The organism is Lentzea indica, from assembly GCF_012184385.1.
GTDB lineage: Bacteria > Actinomycetota > Actinomycetes > Mycobacteriales > Pseudonocardiaceae > Lentzea > Lentzea indica.
Genome location: NZ_VSRL01000079.1, coordinates 1 through 15,456 on the forward strand (window position 1 = coordinate 1; position 15,456 = coordinate 15,456).

Here is a 15,456-nt window from a genome sequence, read left to right on the forward strand (position 1 = left end):
TCGGCCGCGAAGCCGTCGGCGATCGCGCCACCGATCGAGCCGCCGCCACCGTAGATCACCGCGGTCTTGTTCTCCAGCAACATCATCTTCTCCTTTCGTGGCAGGCGTTGACCAGGTCCTCCAGCTCGAGCAGCGCGGAGAAGTCGGCGGCGGTGTCGAACGGCAGGTCCTTTTCCCGGCAGTCCAGGTCGGCCTGCTCCTTCCTGACCAGCCGCAGGCAGAACAGCGATCCGGTGCGGTCCTCGCGGTCGCGGAAGTCGATCGGCGTGCGGAACGGCCCCAGCACCCGCTTGTCGATCCGGTCGGCGGGCGCGCCGGGCACCAGCACCGGATCGACCGCCAGCGGGTCCACCACCGCCGCGGCGGTCGCGGGCAGCTGGCCTCCGTCACCACCGTGGTCGGCGACCGTCCTGCCGTCCTTGGTGACCAGCACGATGCGCCGGCCGGGATGCTCGGACATCAGCGACTCGACGTATCCGTCCACTTCGGACCAGTCGCGGTGCTCGGCGGCGTAGGCGAGCAGCGTGGCGTAGATCTTGTTGTCGGACGCGAGCTCCCTGCCCTGCTCACGGGCGATCGAGGCCTTGGTCAGCTGGGTGGCGAGCCAGGCGGTCGCGGCGATCGAGCACACCGCGATCAGCACCAGGACCACGAGCAGGCGGGTGAAGACGCTACGGCGCATCACGGCGTCCAGCGGTGAGCTTGTAGCCGATGCCGTAGACGGTGACGAGGTGCTCGGGAGTGCGGGGGTCTGTCTCGATCTTGCGGCGCAGGTTCTTCACGTGCGTGTCGATCGTGCGGGTGGTCAGGAAGCTGTCGATGCCGTGCATCCGCTGCAGCAGCTGCTCGCGGGTGAACACCCTGTCCACTTCGGACGCGAGCACCTCCAGCAGCCCGAACTCGCCCGGCGTGCACTCGACGTGCTCGCCGCGCACCGTCACCTCGTGCCGCACCGGGTCGACCACGAGCGGCCCGACCCGCAGCAACGGGACAGGACGCTCGGCGGGACGGCGCCGCAGCAACGTCCGCACCCGCGCCACCAGTTCGCGCGGGCTGAACGGCTTGGTCATGTAGTCGTCCGCGCCGATGCCGAGCCCGTGCAGCAGGTCGTCCTCAGTGGACCGGGCGGTGAGCATCAGCACCAGCACGTCCGAGTCGGCCCGCAGCGCACGGCAGACGTCCAGCCCGCCCAGTCCTGGCAGCATCAGGTCGAGCACGACGAGCGCCGGCTGATGTGCGCGGACCACGTCGAGCGCGTCGCGGCCGTCGTGCACGACGAGCACCCGGTGGTGGTCCTGTTCCAGGTAGCGGCGGACGAGCTCGGCCTGGTTCTCGTCGTCCTCCGCGACCAGGATGAGAGCGCTCACCGGCCGATCATATGGACGCCCTCCGGGCGATCACCGGTTCGACACAGGATCCTCACAAGTGCCGAACAAGATCCACGGCATGCGCAACACCGTCATCGCGGCCACGGTGGTCGTCGTGGTCGTCGCCGCCGTCGTGCTGTTCGTGCGCGGCAGACCGGACGAGCCCGCCGCGGCCCCTCCATCTGAGGTGAAGACCACGACCGTGCAGAAAGGAGACCTCGCGAACACCCGCGTGCTCCAGGCGAACCTCGGGTTCGGCGCCGCCCGTCCGGTCAAAGGGGGAACGGGAACCGTCACGAAGTTGCCGGCGGTCGGCCAGGTCACCGAGCTGGGCAAGGAGCTGTACCGGGTCGACGACCAGCCCGTGGTCGTGTTCTTCGGCGCGACTCCGTTGTTCCGGCCCCTGGACGCACCCGGTCTCAAGGGCTCGGACGTCGCCGTGCTGATGGACAACCTCGCCGCACTTGGCTACCAGGTCGGCACCCGCCCTCGCGACGCCGCCAAGGCCGAGTTCACGCCGAAGGTCGTCGATGCGCTGAAGAAGTGGCAGAAGGCGCTCGGCGTCGAGCAGAACGGTGCGCTCGCGCCCGGCCGCGTGCTCGTGCTGGACCGGCCGATGCGCGTCGGGTCGGTGAAAGCCCAGCTCGGCGCCCCGGCGGCCGAGGAGCTGTTCGAGGTCACGCCGACCACCCGCCTGGTCACCGTCCAGGTGCCGGTCACCGAGGCGGGCGTGGTGAAGATGGACATGCCGGTCGTGATCGTGCGCCCGGACAGCCGCGAGGTGCCCGGCAAGGTCACCTCGGTGACCAACGCGCCCGCCTCGGAGAACGGTGGCGGCCCGAAGATCGACGTCGTGGTCACCCCGGACAATCCCGCCGACGTGGGGGACCTGGACACCGCGCCGGTACGGCTGAAGATCACGACCGAGAGCCGCACCGGCGTGCTGACCGTTCCGCTCGCGGCGCTGATCGCGTTGAAGGAGGGCGGGTACGCCGTGCAGCTTCCCGGCGGAGGGCTGAAGGCAGTGCGAACAGGGCTGTACTCGCAGGACAAGGTCGAGATCTCCGGCGACGGGATCACCGACGGCCTCGAAGTGGTGACGGCACAGTGACCCCGGTGCTCGCGTTGCGCTCCGTCAGCAAGAAGTACCCAGGCGGTGTCATGGCGTTGAACAACGTCTCGCTGCAGGTCAGCGCGGGGGAGCTGCTCGCGATCGTCGGCCCGTCCGGCTCCGGCAAGTCGACGCTGCTGCACCTGGTCGGGACGCTGGACCTGCCGTCGTCGGGCACGGTCGAGATCGATGGCCAGGACGTGTCGACGCTGCCGGACCGGCGCCTGTCGGCGTTGCGCGGCAGCAGGCTGGGGTTCGTGTTCCAGCAGTTTCACCTCTCCGACGCCCTGTCCGCGACGGAGAACGTTGCCACCGGACTGCTGTACGCGGGTGTGCGGCGCAAGGACCGGCGCGCGCTCGCGGTGGAGGCGTTGAACCGCGTCGGGCTCGGCCACCGGACCGATCACCGGCCGCAGCAGCTCTCGGGCGGGGAGAAGCAGCGCGTCGCCATCGCCCGCGCGGTGGTGAACAACCCGGCTCTCGTGCTGGCCGACGAACCGACCGGTGCGCTCGACACCGCGAACGGCCGTGCGGTGCTGGAGTTGCTGCGCGAGCTGAACCGCCAGGGCACGACCATTGCGTTGATCACGCACGATCGCGACATCGCCGCGTCGTTGCCACGTCGGGTGGAATTGCGCGACGGCCGCATCGTCGCGGACACCGGGGGCGCGCGATGAGCCGCCCAGTTTCGCAGCTCGTCGCCGCGTGGTCCGGCCTCAGTGCACGCGACGGCCGCATCGTCGCGGACACCGGGGGTGCGCTGTGAGCCGCCCAGTCTTCGGTCGACTCCTCGCCGCGTGGTCCGGCCTCAGAGCACGCGACTGTCGGATCGGAACCGTCACGGGGAGCGTGCGATGAGCCGCATCGTGTTGCCCGGCCGCCGGATCGACACCGTCACCAGCCCCGGCACCGTGAGCGTGCGATGACCCGCCTGTCGCCCGCCGACCTCCTCGCCCTCGGCTCGCTCGGCGTCCGCACCCGCAGGCTGCGCGCCGCACTGTCCGCCCTGGGCATCGCGCTCGGCATCGCCACCGTCGTGGTGGTCACCGGCATCCCCGCCTCCAGCCAGCAGGCCCTGCTGGACGAACTGACCGCGCTCGGCACCAACCTGCTGCGCGCCCAGCCCACCCAGCGCAACGAGGACCCGGTGCTGCTACCGGAATCCTCCGTCGCGATGGTCCAGCGCATCGGCCCGGTGACCGCCGCCGCGGCCGTGGCCAACACCCACGCCCGCGTCCGCCGCAACGATCTGCTCGACCCCGGCCACAGCTCCGACATCACCGTCCTCGCCGCCACCCCCGGCCTGCTGGAGACGGTGAACGGCCACGTGCGGAGCGGGGAGTTCCTGTCACGCCCCGACTTCCCCTCTGTCGTGCTCGGCAGCGTCGCCGCGCAACGTCTCGGCATCCCGGACGTGGGCGAACGGCCGGCGGTGTTCGTGGGGGAGCATTGGTTCACCGTGACCGGAGTGCTCGGCCCGACGCCGCTCGCACCGGACATCGAACGCTCGGTGCTGGTCGGCTGGGACGCCGCCCGCACCCGGCTCGGCTTCGACGGCCACCCCACGGTCGTGTACGTCAAGGCCCGCGAGGAGTCCATTGAGGACGTTCGAGCGGTCCTGCCGGCGACCCTGTACGGCGAGATCCCCGGCCTGGTGCAGGTGAGCCGCCCGTCCGACGCGCTGGCCGCCAAACGCGCCACGCAGAACTCCTACAGGGCGCTGTTCCTCGGCCTCGCGGGCGTCGCGCTGCTGGTCGGCGGCGTCGGCGTCGCGAACACCATGGTGATCTCCGTGCTCGACGCCGGCCACGAGATCGGCCTGCGCCGCGCCCTCGGTGCCACCCGCGGCCACATCCGCGCCCAGTTCCTCACCGAGGCGGTCCTGCTGTCGAGCCTGGGAGGCCTGGCGGGCACCGCGCTGGGAGCGATCGGTGTCACCGGGTACGCCACGCTGCACCGCTGGCCGATCGTCATTCCCCTGCCAGTTCTGGCTTCCGGCGTGCTGGCCGCGTTCGTCGTGGGCGCCGCCGCAGGCCTCTACCCCTCCATCCGCGCCGCCCGGCTCACCCCGACGCAGGCGCTCTCCGCGTGACGAAAGGACAGTGCACGATGAAGAAGGCCACGCTGGTCTTGCTGTTGCTCCTGACCGCTTGCTCCAAGCCCACCGCGCAACCCCAGGTCGCCTCGATCTCGACGCCGAGCAGCGCGGCACCGACATCCGCGCAGCAGGAACAACGTCCCCGCGAACGCCTCGACATGACGCCGGAGGACCTCGACGCCCTGTACGCCGCGTACGACCGGTGCATGGGGGGCTTCGGCCTGGACAAGAAGGGCCAGGTGGCCTCCCGCCAAGCCGGCCAGCAACCGGTCAAGGAAGAAGTCGACAAGGCGATGAAGGCCTGCGAGTCGAAGGACCCGCTTCCCCCGTGGGAGAAGGACGTCAACAACCCGGACGCGGTCGACTTCGCCGCCCGCGTCGTGCAGTGCCTGCGGGACAAGGGTGTCCGTTACGTCGAGGTGCACAACGAACCCGGCGCCGAGATCGTCTCCTACGCGCTCGGCGGCCCCAACAACGACGCGGCGTCGATCACGCTCGGCCTGGAGCACGCCAAGGAGTGTGAGATCGCGTCGTCCAAGAAGTGATCAGGCGAGGAGCTCTCGGACCCGAGGCACGACCTCGGTTCCGTAGAGCTCGATCGTCCGCATCAAAGACCCGTGCGACAGCCCGCCGATCCCGTACTTGAGGTCGAACCGGCTGGCGCCCAGCGTCTTCATGGTGCGAGCCATCTTCGTGGCGACCGTCTCCGGTGAGCCCACGAACAGCGCGCCATGCGGCCCGACCTCGTGGGCGTACGACTCGGGCGTCGGTGTGGCGAACCCGCGCGTCTTGCCGAGCCGGCTGATCACGTCGAGGTAGTGCGGCCAGAACTCCTCCCGCGCCTGCTCGTCGGTCGGCGCCACGTGGCCGGGGGAGTGGATGCCGATCGGCAGCGGGTCACGGCCGAACTTCTCCAGCGCGTGCTTGTAGAGCTCGGAGAACGGGGCGAAGCGGCCGGGGTGGCCGCCGATGATCGCGAGCATCAGCGAGAACCCGTACGAGGCGGCGCGCACGACGGACTGCGGGCTGCCGCCGACACCGATCCACGTCGGGAACGGCTCGGTGAACGGCACGACGTCCTGCTCGTGCAGCGACGCGCGGGTCTTGCCCTGCCAGGTGACAGGGCCGCCCTTCAGCAGCTCCGCGAACAGGTGGGTCTTCTCCTCGAACAGATCCTCGTAGTCCGCGAGGTCGTATCCGAAGAGAGGGAAGGAGTCCACACTGGACCCGCGGCCGAGGATGATCTCGGCGCGGCCGTCCGACACCGCGTTCAACGTGGAGAAGCGCTGGAACACGCGGACCGGGTCGTCCGAGCTGAGCACCGTCACGGCAGAGCCCAGGTGGATGGCCGACGTGCGGGCGGCGATCGCGGCCAGCACCACGTCGGCGGCCGACAGCGGCATGTCCGGGGTGTGGTGCTCGCCGATGCCGAAGAAGTCGAGTCCGGCCTGGTCGGCGAGCACGCCCTGCTCGACGAGGTCGCGGATGGTCTGGGCGTGCGTCAGCGGCCTGCCCTCGGCGTCGTGGGTGACGTCGCCGAACGTGTCGAGTCCGAACGTGGTCATGACTGCTCCTTCGCGAGCTTCTCGATTTCCGGCCTGGCGGCCGCGACGCCGAACAGCGGGCTGCCGGGTTCCAGCAGCCGTCCCGCGGCCAGGGGTCCCACCGGCACCGGGTCGAACCCGATGCGCTCCAGGAACGAGGCGACGAGGTCCACGGCGGCCGGGTCGTCACCGGCCAGGCCGACGGCACGGCCGTTCGCGGGTTCCATGTCCTGGTAGGCGACGTGGTTGAGAGACTTGACGACACGCGCGCCGGCCAGCCGCCGGGCCACCTCTTCGCTCGTGCCCAGCGGCGCGGAGGCGGGCGGCCAGTGGTTCATCGCGTCCACCACGACCTTGCCCGCGAACATCCCCGGTTCGAGCGTCCCGAACCGGTGCCACGGGATCGCCAGTACGACGAGGCCGGCGTCCGCGACCGCGTCGGAGGCCGTGAGCGGCTTCGCGCCCGGCGCCAGGAACTCGATGATCATCTCGATCCGCGACGGATCACCGGAACCCGCGATCGCGACCGGGTAGCCCGCCGCCAGTGCGAGGCGCGCGATGACGGGACCGACGTGGCCCGCACCGAGAACAGCGATCTTCACAGCACACCCGACTTCGCTAGTTGACGTGTCATCCAAGCATAACCGGACCAGCCCCCGGTTATTCCCATGACGTACCGGAACGCCGTCACCCGACGCTCGCGACGGTCGCGGTCGCCTTCCTACGGTCAGGAACGTGTCCAACGAGCCGTCCCGCCGCAGCTTCCTGTCCGTCTCCGCCGCCGCAGCGCTCATGCTCGGGCTGCTCAAAACCGGCCCCGCGCACGCCGCGACAGGAGACGTCCGGCCGTTCCGGGTGCGGATCCCGGAGCGGGACCTGGTCGAGCTGCGCCGCCGCGTCCTCGCGACCCGCTGGCCCGACGCGGAGACCGTCACGGACCTGTCCCAGGGCGCCCCGCAGCGGACGCTCAAGGCGCTCGCCGACTACTGGCGCACCGAGTACGACTGGCGCCGCACGGAGGCCAAGCTCAACGCGCTGCCGCAGTTCATGACCGAGATCGACGGGCTGGACATCCACTTCCTCCACGTCCGCTCGAAGCACGAGAACGCACTGCCGCTGCTCGTCTCGCACGGCTGGCCCGGTTCGGTCATCGAGCAGCTGAAGATCATCGGGCCGCTGACCGACCCGACAGCTCACGGCGGCAAGGCCGAGGACGCCTTCCACCTCGTGATCCCGTCCATGCCCGGTTACGGCTTCTCCGGCAAGCCCACGACGACCGGCTGGGGCCCCGACCACATCGCCCGCGCGTGGATCGAGCTCATGAAACGCCTGGGCTACGACCGGTACGTCGCGCAGGGCGGCGACTGGGGCGCCCTGATCGTCGACCTCATGGCGTTGCAGAAGCCTGCCGGGCTGCTCGGGGTCCACACCAACCTGCCGGGCGCGGTGCCCGTGGACATCGACAACGCCGCCCGCGCCGGCGGCCCGCAGCCACCCGGTCTGCAGGGCGAGGAGCTCAAGGCGTGGCAGGACGTGCTCTTCCGCTACAGCAAGGGACAGGCCTACGCGCGGATCATGGGCACCCGCCCGCAGACGTTGAGGGCGCTGGCCGACTCACCGGCAGGGCTGGCCTCGTTCATGATCGACCACAACGTCACGAGCCTGGCGCTGATCGCCAGGGCGTTCGACGGCCACCGCGAGTCGCTCACGCGCCAGGACGTCGTCGAGAACGTGTCGTTGTACTGGCTGACCAGCACCGCGATCTCGGCCGCGCGCCTGTACTGGGAGAGCAAGTACTCGGTGATCGCGGCCAAGGGCGTCACGCTCCCGGTCGCGGTGAGCGTGTTCCCCGAGGAGGTCTACCAGGCGCCGCGCAGCTGGGCCGAACGCGCCTATCCGAACCTGATCCACTACAACCGGGTGGCCAGGGGCGGGCACTTCGCGGCCTGGGAACAGCCGCAGATCCTGGCCGAGGAACTGCGGGCGGGCTTCCGTCAGCTGCGCTAGCTTGCGGGCCATGTGGGATCTCGGTGACGCGTACGAACGCTACGTGGGCCGGTGGAGCAGGCCGGTCGCGGTGGAGTTCCTGCGATGGCTGGACGTGCCGCCCGGCCGGACGTGGCTGGACGTGGGCTGCGGCACCGGCGCGCTGACCGAGACCGTGCCTGGCCACCGCCGCACCGGCCGCGATCACCGGCGTCGACCCGTCGCCAGGCTTCCTCGACCTGGCCAGGCACCGCGTGCGGGGCGCCACCTTCGACGTCGGCACCGCGCTCGACCTGGGCGAGCGCCAGGCCGACGTGGTGGTGAGCGGGCTCGTGCTCACCTTCGTCCCCGACGTTCCCCGTGCCGTGGCCGAGTTCGCCCGCGTGGGTTCGTACGTCGGGTCGTACGTGTGGGACTACACGACCGGCATGCAGATGATGCGTTACTTCTGGGACGCGGCAACGGATGTGGACCCCGCCGCGGCCTCCCACGACGAAGGCCCGCGCTTCGCCGCGGTGAGCGGGCGCGACCCGTTGCGCGACCTGTGGACTGGCGCCGGCCTGCGGGACGTCGAGGTGACCGGCATCGTCGTGCCCACGGTGTTCCGCGACTTCGACGACTTCTGGGAGCCGTTCCTGGGCGGCACGGGCGCGGCACCCGCCTACGCCGCGACGCTGCCCCCGGAGCAGCTCGCCGAGGTGCGCGACCTGCTCCGCTCCCGTCTGCCCGCGGAAGGCCCGATCGAGCTCACCGCCAGGGCCTGGGCCGTCAGAGGTACGCGCTGAGGAACCGCTCCAGGTGCGGGTTCACGTCGTCGGCGTGGGTGAGGCTCAGGAAGTGCGCGCCACCCTCGACCAGGACCAGCGGCTCGGCCTTGGGCAACGCCGCGACGAGCGCCTCCGCCTTGGCGACCGGGTAGGCGAGGTCGGCGGTGCCGTGCAGGACGAGCACGGGCGCGGTGATCTCCCCGGCACGGTCGAGGACGCCGTCGCGGCTGACCAGGGCGTTCGCGATCAGCCGCAGCCGTTCGGGCTCGACAGCGCTCCACTTCGGCGTCCACTCCGACGCGTCGTGGTCGCCCAGACAGATCTTGGCGGTTGCCTCGACCACCCTGTCCGGACCCTGCGCGATCCACACCTCGGTGAGCTGGTTGTACGCGGCGGCGATCTGCTCGTCCTCCGCCTCACCGGACGTGCCCAGCACCGCGAGCGCCGTGACCCGTTCCGGTGCCAGGAACGCCATCCGCAGCGCGATGAACCCGCCCTGGCTGGTCCCGATGACGGCGGCGCTGCCGATGCCGAGGTCGTCGAGCACCGCGAGGGCGTCCCTGGCGACGTCCCAGTAGTCGAACGGCGCGTTCACCGGCGTCTCACCGTGACCGCGCTCGTCGATCGCGATCAGCCGGTAGCTGCCGCCGAACGCCGCGACCTGCGCCGCCCACATCGACACGTCCATCAGGAAGCTGTGCAGCAGCACGACCGCCGGACCGTCACCGCCGTGGTCCACATAGGACACCAGCTGTCCGTCGCCCGTCGTGACCGTCGCCATGCCGCACCTCGCGCTTCCCGCACAGTAGATCTTCAGCGCTGTGGATCATCGTCCCCGCACCGGCGAACGCGCAACAACAGCCCGCACGAGAACAGGCGTGATCGGGGACCCGCAGGAGAAACGCGACGTTTCTAAATGATTCTTGAAGGACAGGCTTGCCTAATTCCCTTCGAATTGCGGGGATTCTGCCGTGGTGGCATCGTCCGGATCACCGAACCTTTCCCACCACGGCAGGAGCGGACATGACCACTCTCGAGAACCCGGCAATGCCCTCCGTCCACGATTGCACCGTGAGCGACTGCTCGTACAACCACGACGGCTGCCACGCCTTCGCGATCACCGTGCGCGGCGACAACGGGGCCGCGGACTGCGGCACGTTCATCCCGTTGGGCACGAAGGGCGGTCTGGACAAGGTCATCGCACAGGTGGGTGCCTGTTCCCGCACCGACTGCGTGCACAACTCCTCGCTGGAATGCACAGCGCCGAGCGTGCGCGTCGGCGAAGGCGGCGACCACCACGCGAGCTGCCTGACCTACCAGCCCCGCTAGACCTCCTCGTCCTTGCGGTCGACGGCCCGGCCGAGCTCCCGAAGGCCGACGTTGACCGCGATGATCGCGACCGTGCCGGCAGCCGCCACGGCGTGCAGGCCGGCGCCCGCCAGTGAGCCCACCGCGGCCGCGCACCACAGCGTGGCCGCGGTGTTCAGTCCGCGCACCGACAGCCCGTCACGCAGGATCACGCCCGCGCCGAGGAACCCGATGCCGGACACCACCTGAGCCGCGACCCGCGTGGGATCGCCCTGGCCGTCAAAGCCTTGTGCGGACAGCAGAACGAACAACGCGGCGCCCACCGCCACGAGGGCGTTGGTCCGCAGGCCTGCCATGCGCGAGCGGTACTGCCGCTCAAAACCGATCAACGCGCCGAGGCCCATGCTCTCGGCAATGCGCAGCGTCATGTCGAAGACGTGCATCGTGTGACTCCCCTTGTGTACAGGGGTGTGCGTCACACGCCAGAACTGAAGCGTGCCCAAAAAAGATGTGCGAGGTGAAATGACCTGCGCGGGCTACTGTCGCCTGGCATGTGTCGCTCACCTCGCTTCCTGGTGTTCTGGTGGTAAGACCGGTCGTTCACGCTACTGAACCGGATGTGTGCCTTCGGTGAGCGAGTGATCTAAAGCATCTCGAGCGGCTCTGGTCCGCCGGGAGGCGGAAACGCGCGATCGAGATCGGCGAAATCCTCTGCGGACAGCTTCAGCGACAGTGCGGCGGCGTTCTCGCGGACGTGCTCGACCGTGCCCGCCTTGGGGATCGCGTTCACGTGAGGCAGCCGCAGCACCCACGCCAGCGCCACCTGGGCGGGAGTGGCGTTGTGCCGCAGCCCGATCTCGGCGAGCACCGGCGAGCCGAGCAGGCGGCCCTGCTCAACGGGGGAGTAGGCCATGACCGGTATGCCGGAAGACGCGTGCCATGGCAGCAGGTCGTGCTCGGGGCCGCGCCGGCTCAGGTTGTAGAGGATCTGGTTGGTCTGGCAGAAGCCGGGCAACGCCGTCAGCTCGCGCATGTCGGCCAGGTCGAGGTTGCTGACGCCCCAGTGCCGGATCTTGCCCGCCTCGACCAGGCTCGCGAACCCGTCCAGCGTCCGGGAGAACGGCACGCTGCCGCGCCAGTGCAGCAGGTACAGGTCGAGGCGGTCGGTGCCGAGACGGCGCAGGCTGGCCTCACAGGCGCGCACGGTGCCGGCCGTGGAGGCGTTGGAGGGCAGCACCTTCGACACGAGGAACACCTCGTCACGGCGTCCACGAACAGCCTCGCCGACGAGCTCCTCCGACGCGCCGGACCCGTACATCTCGGCGGTGTCGATGAGCGTCAGGCCGAGATCGATGCCGGCACGCAGCGCTGCGATCTCGTCGGCGCGCTTCCCGGCCTTCTCGGCCATCATCCAGGTGCCCATGCCGAGCGCGGGGATGGTCTCACCGGACGGCAGCGCGACAGTCATGCGCCCAAGCTTGCCCGGTACGTTGGTGTGATGCGACGCGGAGGCCTCATCCTGCTGGCGCTGCTCGTCGTCGCGTTGGCCGTCCTCGCCCAGCTCGTCGACATCCCCGATGGCGCGGAACTCCGCGAGCTCGTCGGTCGAGCGGGAACCGCGGCTCCAGCGGTGTTCGTCGCCGTCTGCGCACTGGGCACGGCGGTGTTTTTCCCGAAACCGGTGCTCGCCACGGCGGCGGGGCTGCTGTTCGGCATCGGGTGGGGGAGTGCGCTCGCGATCGCCGGGTTCACGGCCGGCGCGCTCATCGCGTTCACGATCGCCCGCAGGCTCGGCAGGGACGCGATCAAGGGATGGCTGGGGGAGCGGCTGCACACCCTCGAAGAGGTCTTCGCGCGTCGCGGTATCGAGGCGACGCTCGTGATCAGGCTTCTGCCGATCTTGCCGTTCGCGCTCGCCAACTACGGCGCGGGCATCACGTCGGTCAAGGGCAGGGACTTCGCGATCGGCACCGCGCTGGGGCTGGTGCCGTCGACCGTGCTCGCCGCGGTGCTGGGGGACGCGCTGAGCGACCTCGGGTCACCCCGCTCGATCGTCGCGCTGTCGATCTGGGCGGTGCTCGCGGTGGTCGGGGTGTGGTGGGGCCGGAACCTGGTCACGACGGCCGCACGGGCCCCGCTAGGTGCGCAAAAAGCCGCCCCGGCGGGAGACCGGGACGGCTTGAAGCGTCTGTGACCTTCTCTGGGAAGGTCAGGCCGTGCGGGTGCGGCGTCCGCGAAGCTCTTCGAGGCGCTCGTCGAGCAGCTCCTCGAGCTCGGGGATCGACCGGCGCTCCAGGAGCATGTCCCAGTGCGTGCGCGGCGGCTTGACCTTCTTCACCTCCGGCTCGACGCCATCGATGATCTTCGACTCGGTGCCGTGGAGACGGCATTCCCAGGTCGGCGGCAGCTCGGCGTCGTCGGAGAACGGGACCTCGAAGTCGTGTCCCTTCGGACAGGCGTACCGCGCTGCCCGGCGCGGAGCGAGATCGTGGTTGCGGTCGGTCTCGTAGCTGACTGCTCCGAGCCGGCTGCCACGCAAAACGCGGTCGGCCATGGCGGTGTCCTTTCGCTCGGCTCAGGGCCGGGGCCCAGGCTTCTTGCTCACCGTGTGCAACGCCCGGATTGCTCCGTTTGTTTCCGGCTCGCTCTCATGGTCGCCCACAGTGACGTCGTTCACTCGTCAACGAAGGCTTCCTACTAATGGATGCGATCGCCACAGGATCGTGACGCGTTATCAAGCTACTGTGCTCATGCGTCACTCTAATGGCCTAGCAGGGTCGGTGTGTAACCGGCTATGCCAACCGGAGTTGGCCACTTTGTGCGACGTCAGGGCCTAGGTCACCCAATCGGAAGTGACGTCGGCAGAGCACCTGGTAACGGACAGTAGTTTCCGTGGTATCGGTTACACCGTTGCTGTCTGTACCCGATCGGTGCTGTTCCGTGTCTGAAACCGTGTCGGCGACCATGACGGTGTCTCCGGCGCGAATCACCCGTCCGGCCCGCACCCGCGCGTTGAACCGTCCAGGCACCCCGCACCAGCACAACACCTCGACCTGAATCGCCTTGAGCTCGTCCGCCAGTTCGAACAGCCGCTGCGAACCGGGGAACATCTCGCCGCGGAAGTCCGTGGCGAGCCCGAAGCAGTAGACGTCGACCTGGACGTCGTCCGCGAGCTCCGCCAGCTGCTCGACCTGACCGGGGGAGAGGAACTGCGCCTCGTCCACGATCAGGTAGTCGACCCGGCGGCCCTCTGCCCACTCCGCGCGGACCAGCCGGCGGAGGTCGTCGTCGCGGATCTCCGCGGCCTCGCGCGTGATGCCGATGCGGCTCGAGATTTGCGGCCGCCCTGACCTGTCGTGCCGCACCAGCAGCAGCCCGCGGCGACCCTGCCGCGAGTTGTTGTGGTCGATCTGCAGCGCGAGCGTCGACTTCCCGCAGTCCATGGGACCGAAGAAGAACTTGAGGTGCCCCACCACCGGCGTCGACCGCCGGGAACCCGCGACAGGTACAGCGGAGAGGGCATCTGTCGGATCGGGAAGGGCGTCCACGGCGGGTCACCCTAGTGCCTGGCTCCTGATCAACAGGAATCCCCACGGCGTATCCCTCACCATCGTTCGTCCTCCGCGTGCCACTGGAACTTGTCGGGAGGACATAGCCGCTGCGTAGATCATCAAAACATCATCTCGACTCGAATGCCTTGATTGCTTCAGTGTTGACTAAGAGAGACGCCTACGGCGGCCGCACGCTTGGGCGCCGTCTCGGTCGTGGGTCACCGCACCGGCAGGGAAGGGGCGCGGGTTCCGGTTGCCGGTGTCCCGCAACGCGAACGCCTCGGTCAACTTCCGTCCAGTATCCTCAATAACTTCAGTGTTGCCTAAAGTCAAACCCTCTCCGGTACTCCGCTTCCCGATATAGCTCGCGGCGCGATATATTCAGCGACATGAGTGGTCGAGTCATGTCCGAGCAGACGTTCCTCGTGCTCACCGCGCTCGCGGAGGAGCCGCTGCACGGCTACGCGATCGTGCAAGCGGTCGAGCAGCTCTCCGAGGGACGGATGGTGCTGCGGGTGGGCACGCTGTACGGGGTGCTGGACCGGTTGGTGTCGGACGGGCTCGCCGAGCGCGACCGTGAAGAGGTGCACCAGGGACGGCTGCGGCGCTACTACAAGCTCACCGACTCCGGTGTGCGGGCGTTGCAGGCGGAGGTCGCGAGGCTGAGCGCGAACGTACGCGCGGCCTCCGCGGTGCTGAGGGGGAGGGGTGTCCAGCCGTGGGCGAGTCGGGCGTGAGGAATCTGGAGCGGCGGTATCGGACGCTGCTGAAGGTCCTGCCGAAGTGGTACCGGCGGGACCGCGAGGAGGAGATGGTCGGGATCTTCCTGGCCGAGCGGAACGACGATCTGGACCTGGAGCACAGCTGGCCGGGGTGGGGTGAGACGTTCGCGGTCCTCGGGCTGGCGGTGCGCACGCATCTCGCGGCGGGCGCGGCGTTGACGGGCGTGCCCGGCAAGGTGGTGTGGCGCGGGGAGGTCGTGCGGGCGCTGGGCATGATCGGGCTGTTGCTGGGCCTGTTCTACGGGGTGGCGGCGATCGTGAACCTCGCCGTCGCGTACGGCAACCCGGCGTTCGCGCCGGGGATCACCTGGTGGTGGCTGCTCGAGCTGGGGCCGATCGTGGCGTTCGCGGCGCTGCTGAGCGGGCGGCGGACGCTGGCCAAGATCGCGGCGGCCGCCCCGGTGGTGCTGGCACTGGGTTCGCTGGGGCAGCCCCAGTACATGCTGTTGTGGGGCGTGTTCCAGTTGCCGTCCATCGTGACGTTCGTGTGTCTGTGTCTCGGTTTTCACCGTGAGGCTCCGACGCCGCCCGTACGCAGGCTCGTGTGGTGGGGCGGGGGAGCGATGGTGCTCGGCCTGCTCGGTGGGTTCGCCACGGGTGCGGGGCTGCTGGCGGTCGGGTTGATCACCGTGATCGTGCGGGTGGTCGCGTTCGTGCGTGGTGACGTGGTGCTGGGGCGGGCGGTGTCGTTGTTCGCCGTGCTTCAGCTGGTGCCTCTGGTGTTCCTGGTCGTCGCGGGGAGCGAGATCCTGGTGCCGGCGGCCGGTCTGGCGCTGCTGCTCGTGCTCACGGCGGTGGCACCGGTGCGGCGGCCGTCGGCACAGGGGTTCCGGGTGTGATGGGGAACCTCGAACGCCGGTATCGGACGCTGCTGAAGGTCCTGCCGAAGTGGTACCGGCGGGACCGCGAGGAGGAGATGGTCGCCATCTTCCTGGCCGGCCG

General features: G+C 69.5%; 19 protein-coding genes. 10 read left to right on the top strand and 9 right to left on the bottom strand.

What is annotated here, in order from left to right; translation table 11 throughout:
* Positions 1-82 precede the first annotated feature (82 nt).
* Together FXN61_RS22065 and FXN61_RS22070 are read right to left on the bottom strand one after the other, a co-directional pair.
* Positions 83-682 (bottom strand): hypothetical protein, encoded by a 600-nt coding sequence (locus tag FXN61_RS22065; protein ID WP_167975953.1) that lies wholly within the window; start codon positions 680-682, stop codon positions 83-85.
* Complete coding sequence (locus FXN61_RS22070) at positions 672-1,367, bottom strand: response regulator transcription factor (RefSeq protein ID WP_167975954.1); 696 nt, start codon at positions 1,365-1,367, stop codon at positions 672-674. Before FXN61_RS22070 ends, FXN61_RS22065 begins: the two co-directional genes overlap by 11 nt.
* Before the next feature lie 58 nt (positions 1,368-1,425).
* Between FXN61_RS22070 and FXN61_RS22075 the strand changes: the two genes are divergently transcribed.
* The 4 genes from FXN61_RS22075 (at position 1,426) to FXN61_RS22090 (ending at position 5,121) form a co-directional block, all read left to right on the top strand.
* Positions 1,426-2,478 (top strand): efflux RND transporter periplasmic adaptor subunit, encoded by a 1,053-nt coding sequence (locus tag FXN61_RS22075; protein ID WP_167975955.1) that lies wholly within the window; start codon positions 1,426-1,428, stop codon positions 2,476-2,478.
* On the top strand, positions 2,475-3,155 hold the full coding sequence (locus FXN61_RS22080) for an ABC transporter ATP-binding protein (RefSeq protein ID WP_312877909.1): 681 nt from the start codon (positions 2,475-2,477) through the stop codon (positions 3,153-3,155). Before FXN61_RS22075 ends, FXN61_RS22080 begins: the two co-directional genes overlap by 4 nt.
* 245 nt (positions 3,156-3,400) lie before the next feature.
* Positions 3,401-4,570, top strand: coding sequence for an ABC transporter permease (locus tag FXN61_RS22085; protein WP_167975956.1), 1,170 nt, complete (start codon positions 3,401-3,403; stop codon positions 4,568-4,570).
* Positions 4,571-4,587: 17 nt separating this feature from the next.
* Positions 4,588-5,121 (top strand): hypothetical protein, encoded by a 534-nt coding sequence (locus FXN61_RS22090; RefSeq protein WP_167975957.1) that lies wholly within the window; start codon positions 4,588-4,590, stop codon positions 5,119-5,121.
* On the opposite strand, the gene FXN61_RS22095 is transcribed toward FXN61_RS22090, so the two are convergent.
* A complete protein-coding gene (locus FXN61_RS22095; RefSeq protein WP_167975958.1) occupies positions 5,122-6,141 on the bottom strand; it encodes an LLM class flavin-dependent oxidoreductase in 1,020 nt (339 codons plus the stop codon).
* Positions 6,138-6,722, bottom strand: a complete 585-nt coding sequence (locus tag FXN61_RS22100) for an NADPH-dependent F420 reductase (RefSeq protein ID WP_223165546.1) — start codon at positions 6,720-6,722, stop codon at positions 6,138-6,140. The genes FXN61_RS22095 and FXN61_RS22100 overlap by 4 nt, the downstream gene beginning before the upstream one ends.
* 133 nt (positions 6,723-6,855) lie before the next feature.
* Here FXN61_RS22100 and FXN61_RS22105 point away from each other — a divergent pair, with 133 nt between their 5' ends.
* Both FXN61_RS22105 and FXN61_RS22110 read left to right on the top strand, forming a co-directional pair.
* On the top strand, positions 6,856-8,127 hold the full coding sequence (locus tag FXN61_RS22105) for an epoxide hydrolase family protein (protein WP_167975960.1): 1,272 nt from the start codon (positions 6,856-6,858) through the stop codon (positions 8,125-8,127).
* A gap of 218 nt (positions 8,128-8,345) precedes the next feature.
* Positions 8,346-8,891: a methyltransferase domain-containing protein gene (locus tag FXN61_RS22110; protein ID WP_246291860.1), complete on the top strand. Its 546-nt coding sequence runs from the start codon at positions 8,346-8,348 to the stop codon at positions 8,889-8,891.
* Here FXN61_RS22110 and FXN61_RS22115 read toward each other — a convergent pair.
* Positions 8,875-9,654, bottom strand: a complete 780-nt coding sequence (locus tag FXN61_RS22115; protein ID WP_167975961.1) for an alpha/beta fold hydrolase — start codon at positions 9,652-9,654, stop codon at positions 8,875-8,877. The two genes, FXN61_RS22110 and FXN61_RS22115, sit on opposite strands and share 17 nt — an antisense overlap.
* Positions 9,655-9,896: 242 nt before the next feature.
* On the opposite strand from FXN61_RS22115, the gene FXN61_RS22120 reads away from it, so the two are divergent.
* Positions 9,897-10,202 carry a DUF1540 domain-containing protein gene (locus FXN61_RS22120; protein WP_167975962.1) on the top strand — a complete coding sequence of 102 codons (306 nt, stop codon included), beginning with the start codon at positions 9,897-9,899 and terminating at the stop codon, positions 10,200-10,202.
* On the opposite strand, the gene FXN61_RS22125 is transcribed toward FXN61_RS22120, so the two are convergent.
* Together FXN61_RS22125 and FXN61_RS22130 are read right to left on the bottom strand one after the other, a co-directional pair.
* Positions 10,199-10,624 (bottom strand): MgtC/SapB family protein, encoded by a 426-nt coding sequence (locus FXN61_RS22125; RefSeq protein WP_167975963.1) that lies wholly within the window; start codon positions 10,622-10,624, stop codon positions 10,199-10,201. The genes FXN61_RS22120 and FXN61_RS22125 overlap by 4 nt on opposite strands.
* 200 nt (positions 10,625-10,824) lie before the next feature.
* Positions 10,825-11,649: an aldo/keto reductase gene (locus tag FXN61_RS22130; RefSeq protein WP_167975964.1), complete on the bottom strand. Its 825-nt coding sequence runs from the start codon at positions 11,647-11,649 to the stop codon at positions 10,825-10,827.
* Between the two features lie 30 nt (positions 11,650-11,679).
* Here FXN61_RS22130 and FXN61_RS22135 point away from each other — a divergent pair, with 30 nt between their 5' ends.
* Positions 11,680-12,375 (top strand): TVP38/TMEM64 family protein, encoded by a 696-nt coding sequence (locus FXN61_RS22135; RefSeq protein WP_167975965.1) that lies wholly within the window; start codon positions 11,680-11,682, stop codon positions 12,373-12,375.
* A 15-nt stretch (positions 12,376-12,390) separates the two neighbouring features.
* Here the strand turns inward: FXN61_RS22135 and FXN61_RS22140 are convergent, their stop codons facing one another.
* Positions 12,391-12,735: an RNA polymerase-binding protein RbpA gene (locus FXN61_RS22140; RefSeq protein ID WP_030466135.1), complete on the bottom strand. Its 345-nt coding sequence runs from the start codon at positions 12,733-12,735 to the stop codon at positions 12,391-12,393.
* A gap of 238 nt (positions 12,736-12,973) precedes the next feature.
* Complete coding sequence (locus tag FXN61_RS22145) at positions 12,974-13,729, bottom strand: thymidine kinase (protein WP_167975966.1); 756 nt, start codon at positions 13,727-13,729, stop codon at positions 12,974-12,976.
* A gap of 392 nt (positions 13,730-14,121) precedes the next feature.
* On the opposite strand from FXN61_RS22145, the gene FXN61_RS22150 reads away from it, so the two are divergent.
* Positions 14,122-14,469, top strand: a complete 348-nt coding sequence (locus tag FXN61_RS22150) for a PadR family transcriptional regulator (RefSeq protein WP_312877910.1) — start codon at positions 14,122-14,124, stop codon at positions 14,467-14,469.
* Positions 14,466-15,353 carry a hypothetical protein gene (locus FXN61_RS22155; RefSeq protein WP_167975967.1) on the top strand — a complete coding sequence of 296 codons (888 nt, stop codon included), beginning with the start codon at positions 14,466-14,468 and terminating at the stop codon, positions 15,351-15,353. Before FXN61_RS22150 ends, FXN61_RS22155 begins: the two co-directional genes overlap by 4 nt.
* Positions 15,354-15,456 lie beyond the last annotated feature (103 nt).

What these genes read in the sequence shown, in the direction of transcription:
- FXN61_RS22125 (WP_167975963.1), bottom strand. Translation starts at nt 10,624, where the DNA reads ATGCACGTCTTCGACATGACGCTGCGCATTGCCGAGAGCATGGGCCTC.
- FXN61_RS22120 (WP_167975962.1), top strand. Translation starts at nt 9,897, where the DNA reads ATGACCACTCTCGAGAACCCGGCAATGCCCTCCGTCCACGATTGCACC.
- FXN61_RS22135 (WP_167975965.1), top strand. Translation starts at nt 11,680, where the DNA reads ATGCGACGCGGAGGCCTCATCCTGCTGGCGCTGCTCGTCGTCGCGTTG.
- FXN61_RS22065 (WP_167975953.1), bottom strand. Translation starts at nt 682, where the DNA reads ATGCGCCGTAGCGTCTTCACCCGCCTGCTCGTGGTCCTGGTGCTGATC.
- FXN61_RS22150 (WP_312877910.1), top strand. Translation starts at nt 14,122, where the DNA reads ATGAGTGGTCGAGTCATGTCCGAGCAGACGTTCCTCGTGCTCACCGCG.
- FXN61_RS22130 (WP_167975964.1), bottom strand. Translation starts at nt 11,649, where the DNA reads ATGACTGTCGCGCTGCCGTCCGGTGAGACCATCCCCGCGCTCGGCATG.
- FXN61_RS22115 (WP_167975961.1), bottom strand. Translation starts at nt 9,654, where the DNA reads ATGGCGACGGTCACGACGGGCGACGGACAGCTGGTGTCCTATGTGGAC.
- FXN61_RS22085 (WP_167975956.1), top strand. Translation starts at nt 3,401, where the DNA reads ATGACCCGCCTGTCGCCCGCCGACCTCCTCGCCCTCGGCTCGCTCGGC.
- FXN61_RS22095 (WP_167975958.1), bottom strand. Translation starts at nt 6,141, where the DNA reads ATGACCACGTTCGGACTCGACACGTTCGGCGACGTCACCCACGACGCC.
- FXN61_RS22140 (WP_030466135.1), bottom strand. Translation starts at nt 12,735, where the DNA reads ATGGCCGACCGCGTTTTGCGTGGCAGCCGGCTCGGAGCAGTCAGCTAC.
- FXN61_RS22090 (WP_167975957.1), top strand. Translation starts at nt 4,588, where the DNA reads ATGAAGAAGGCCACGCTGGTCTTGCTGTTGCTCCTGACCGCTTGCTCC.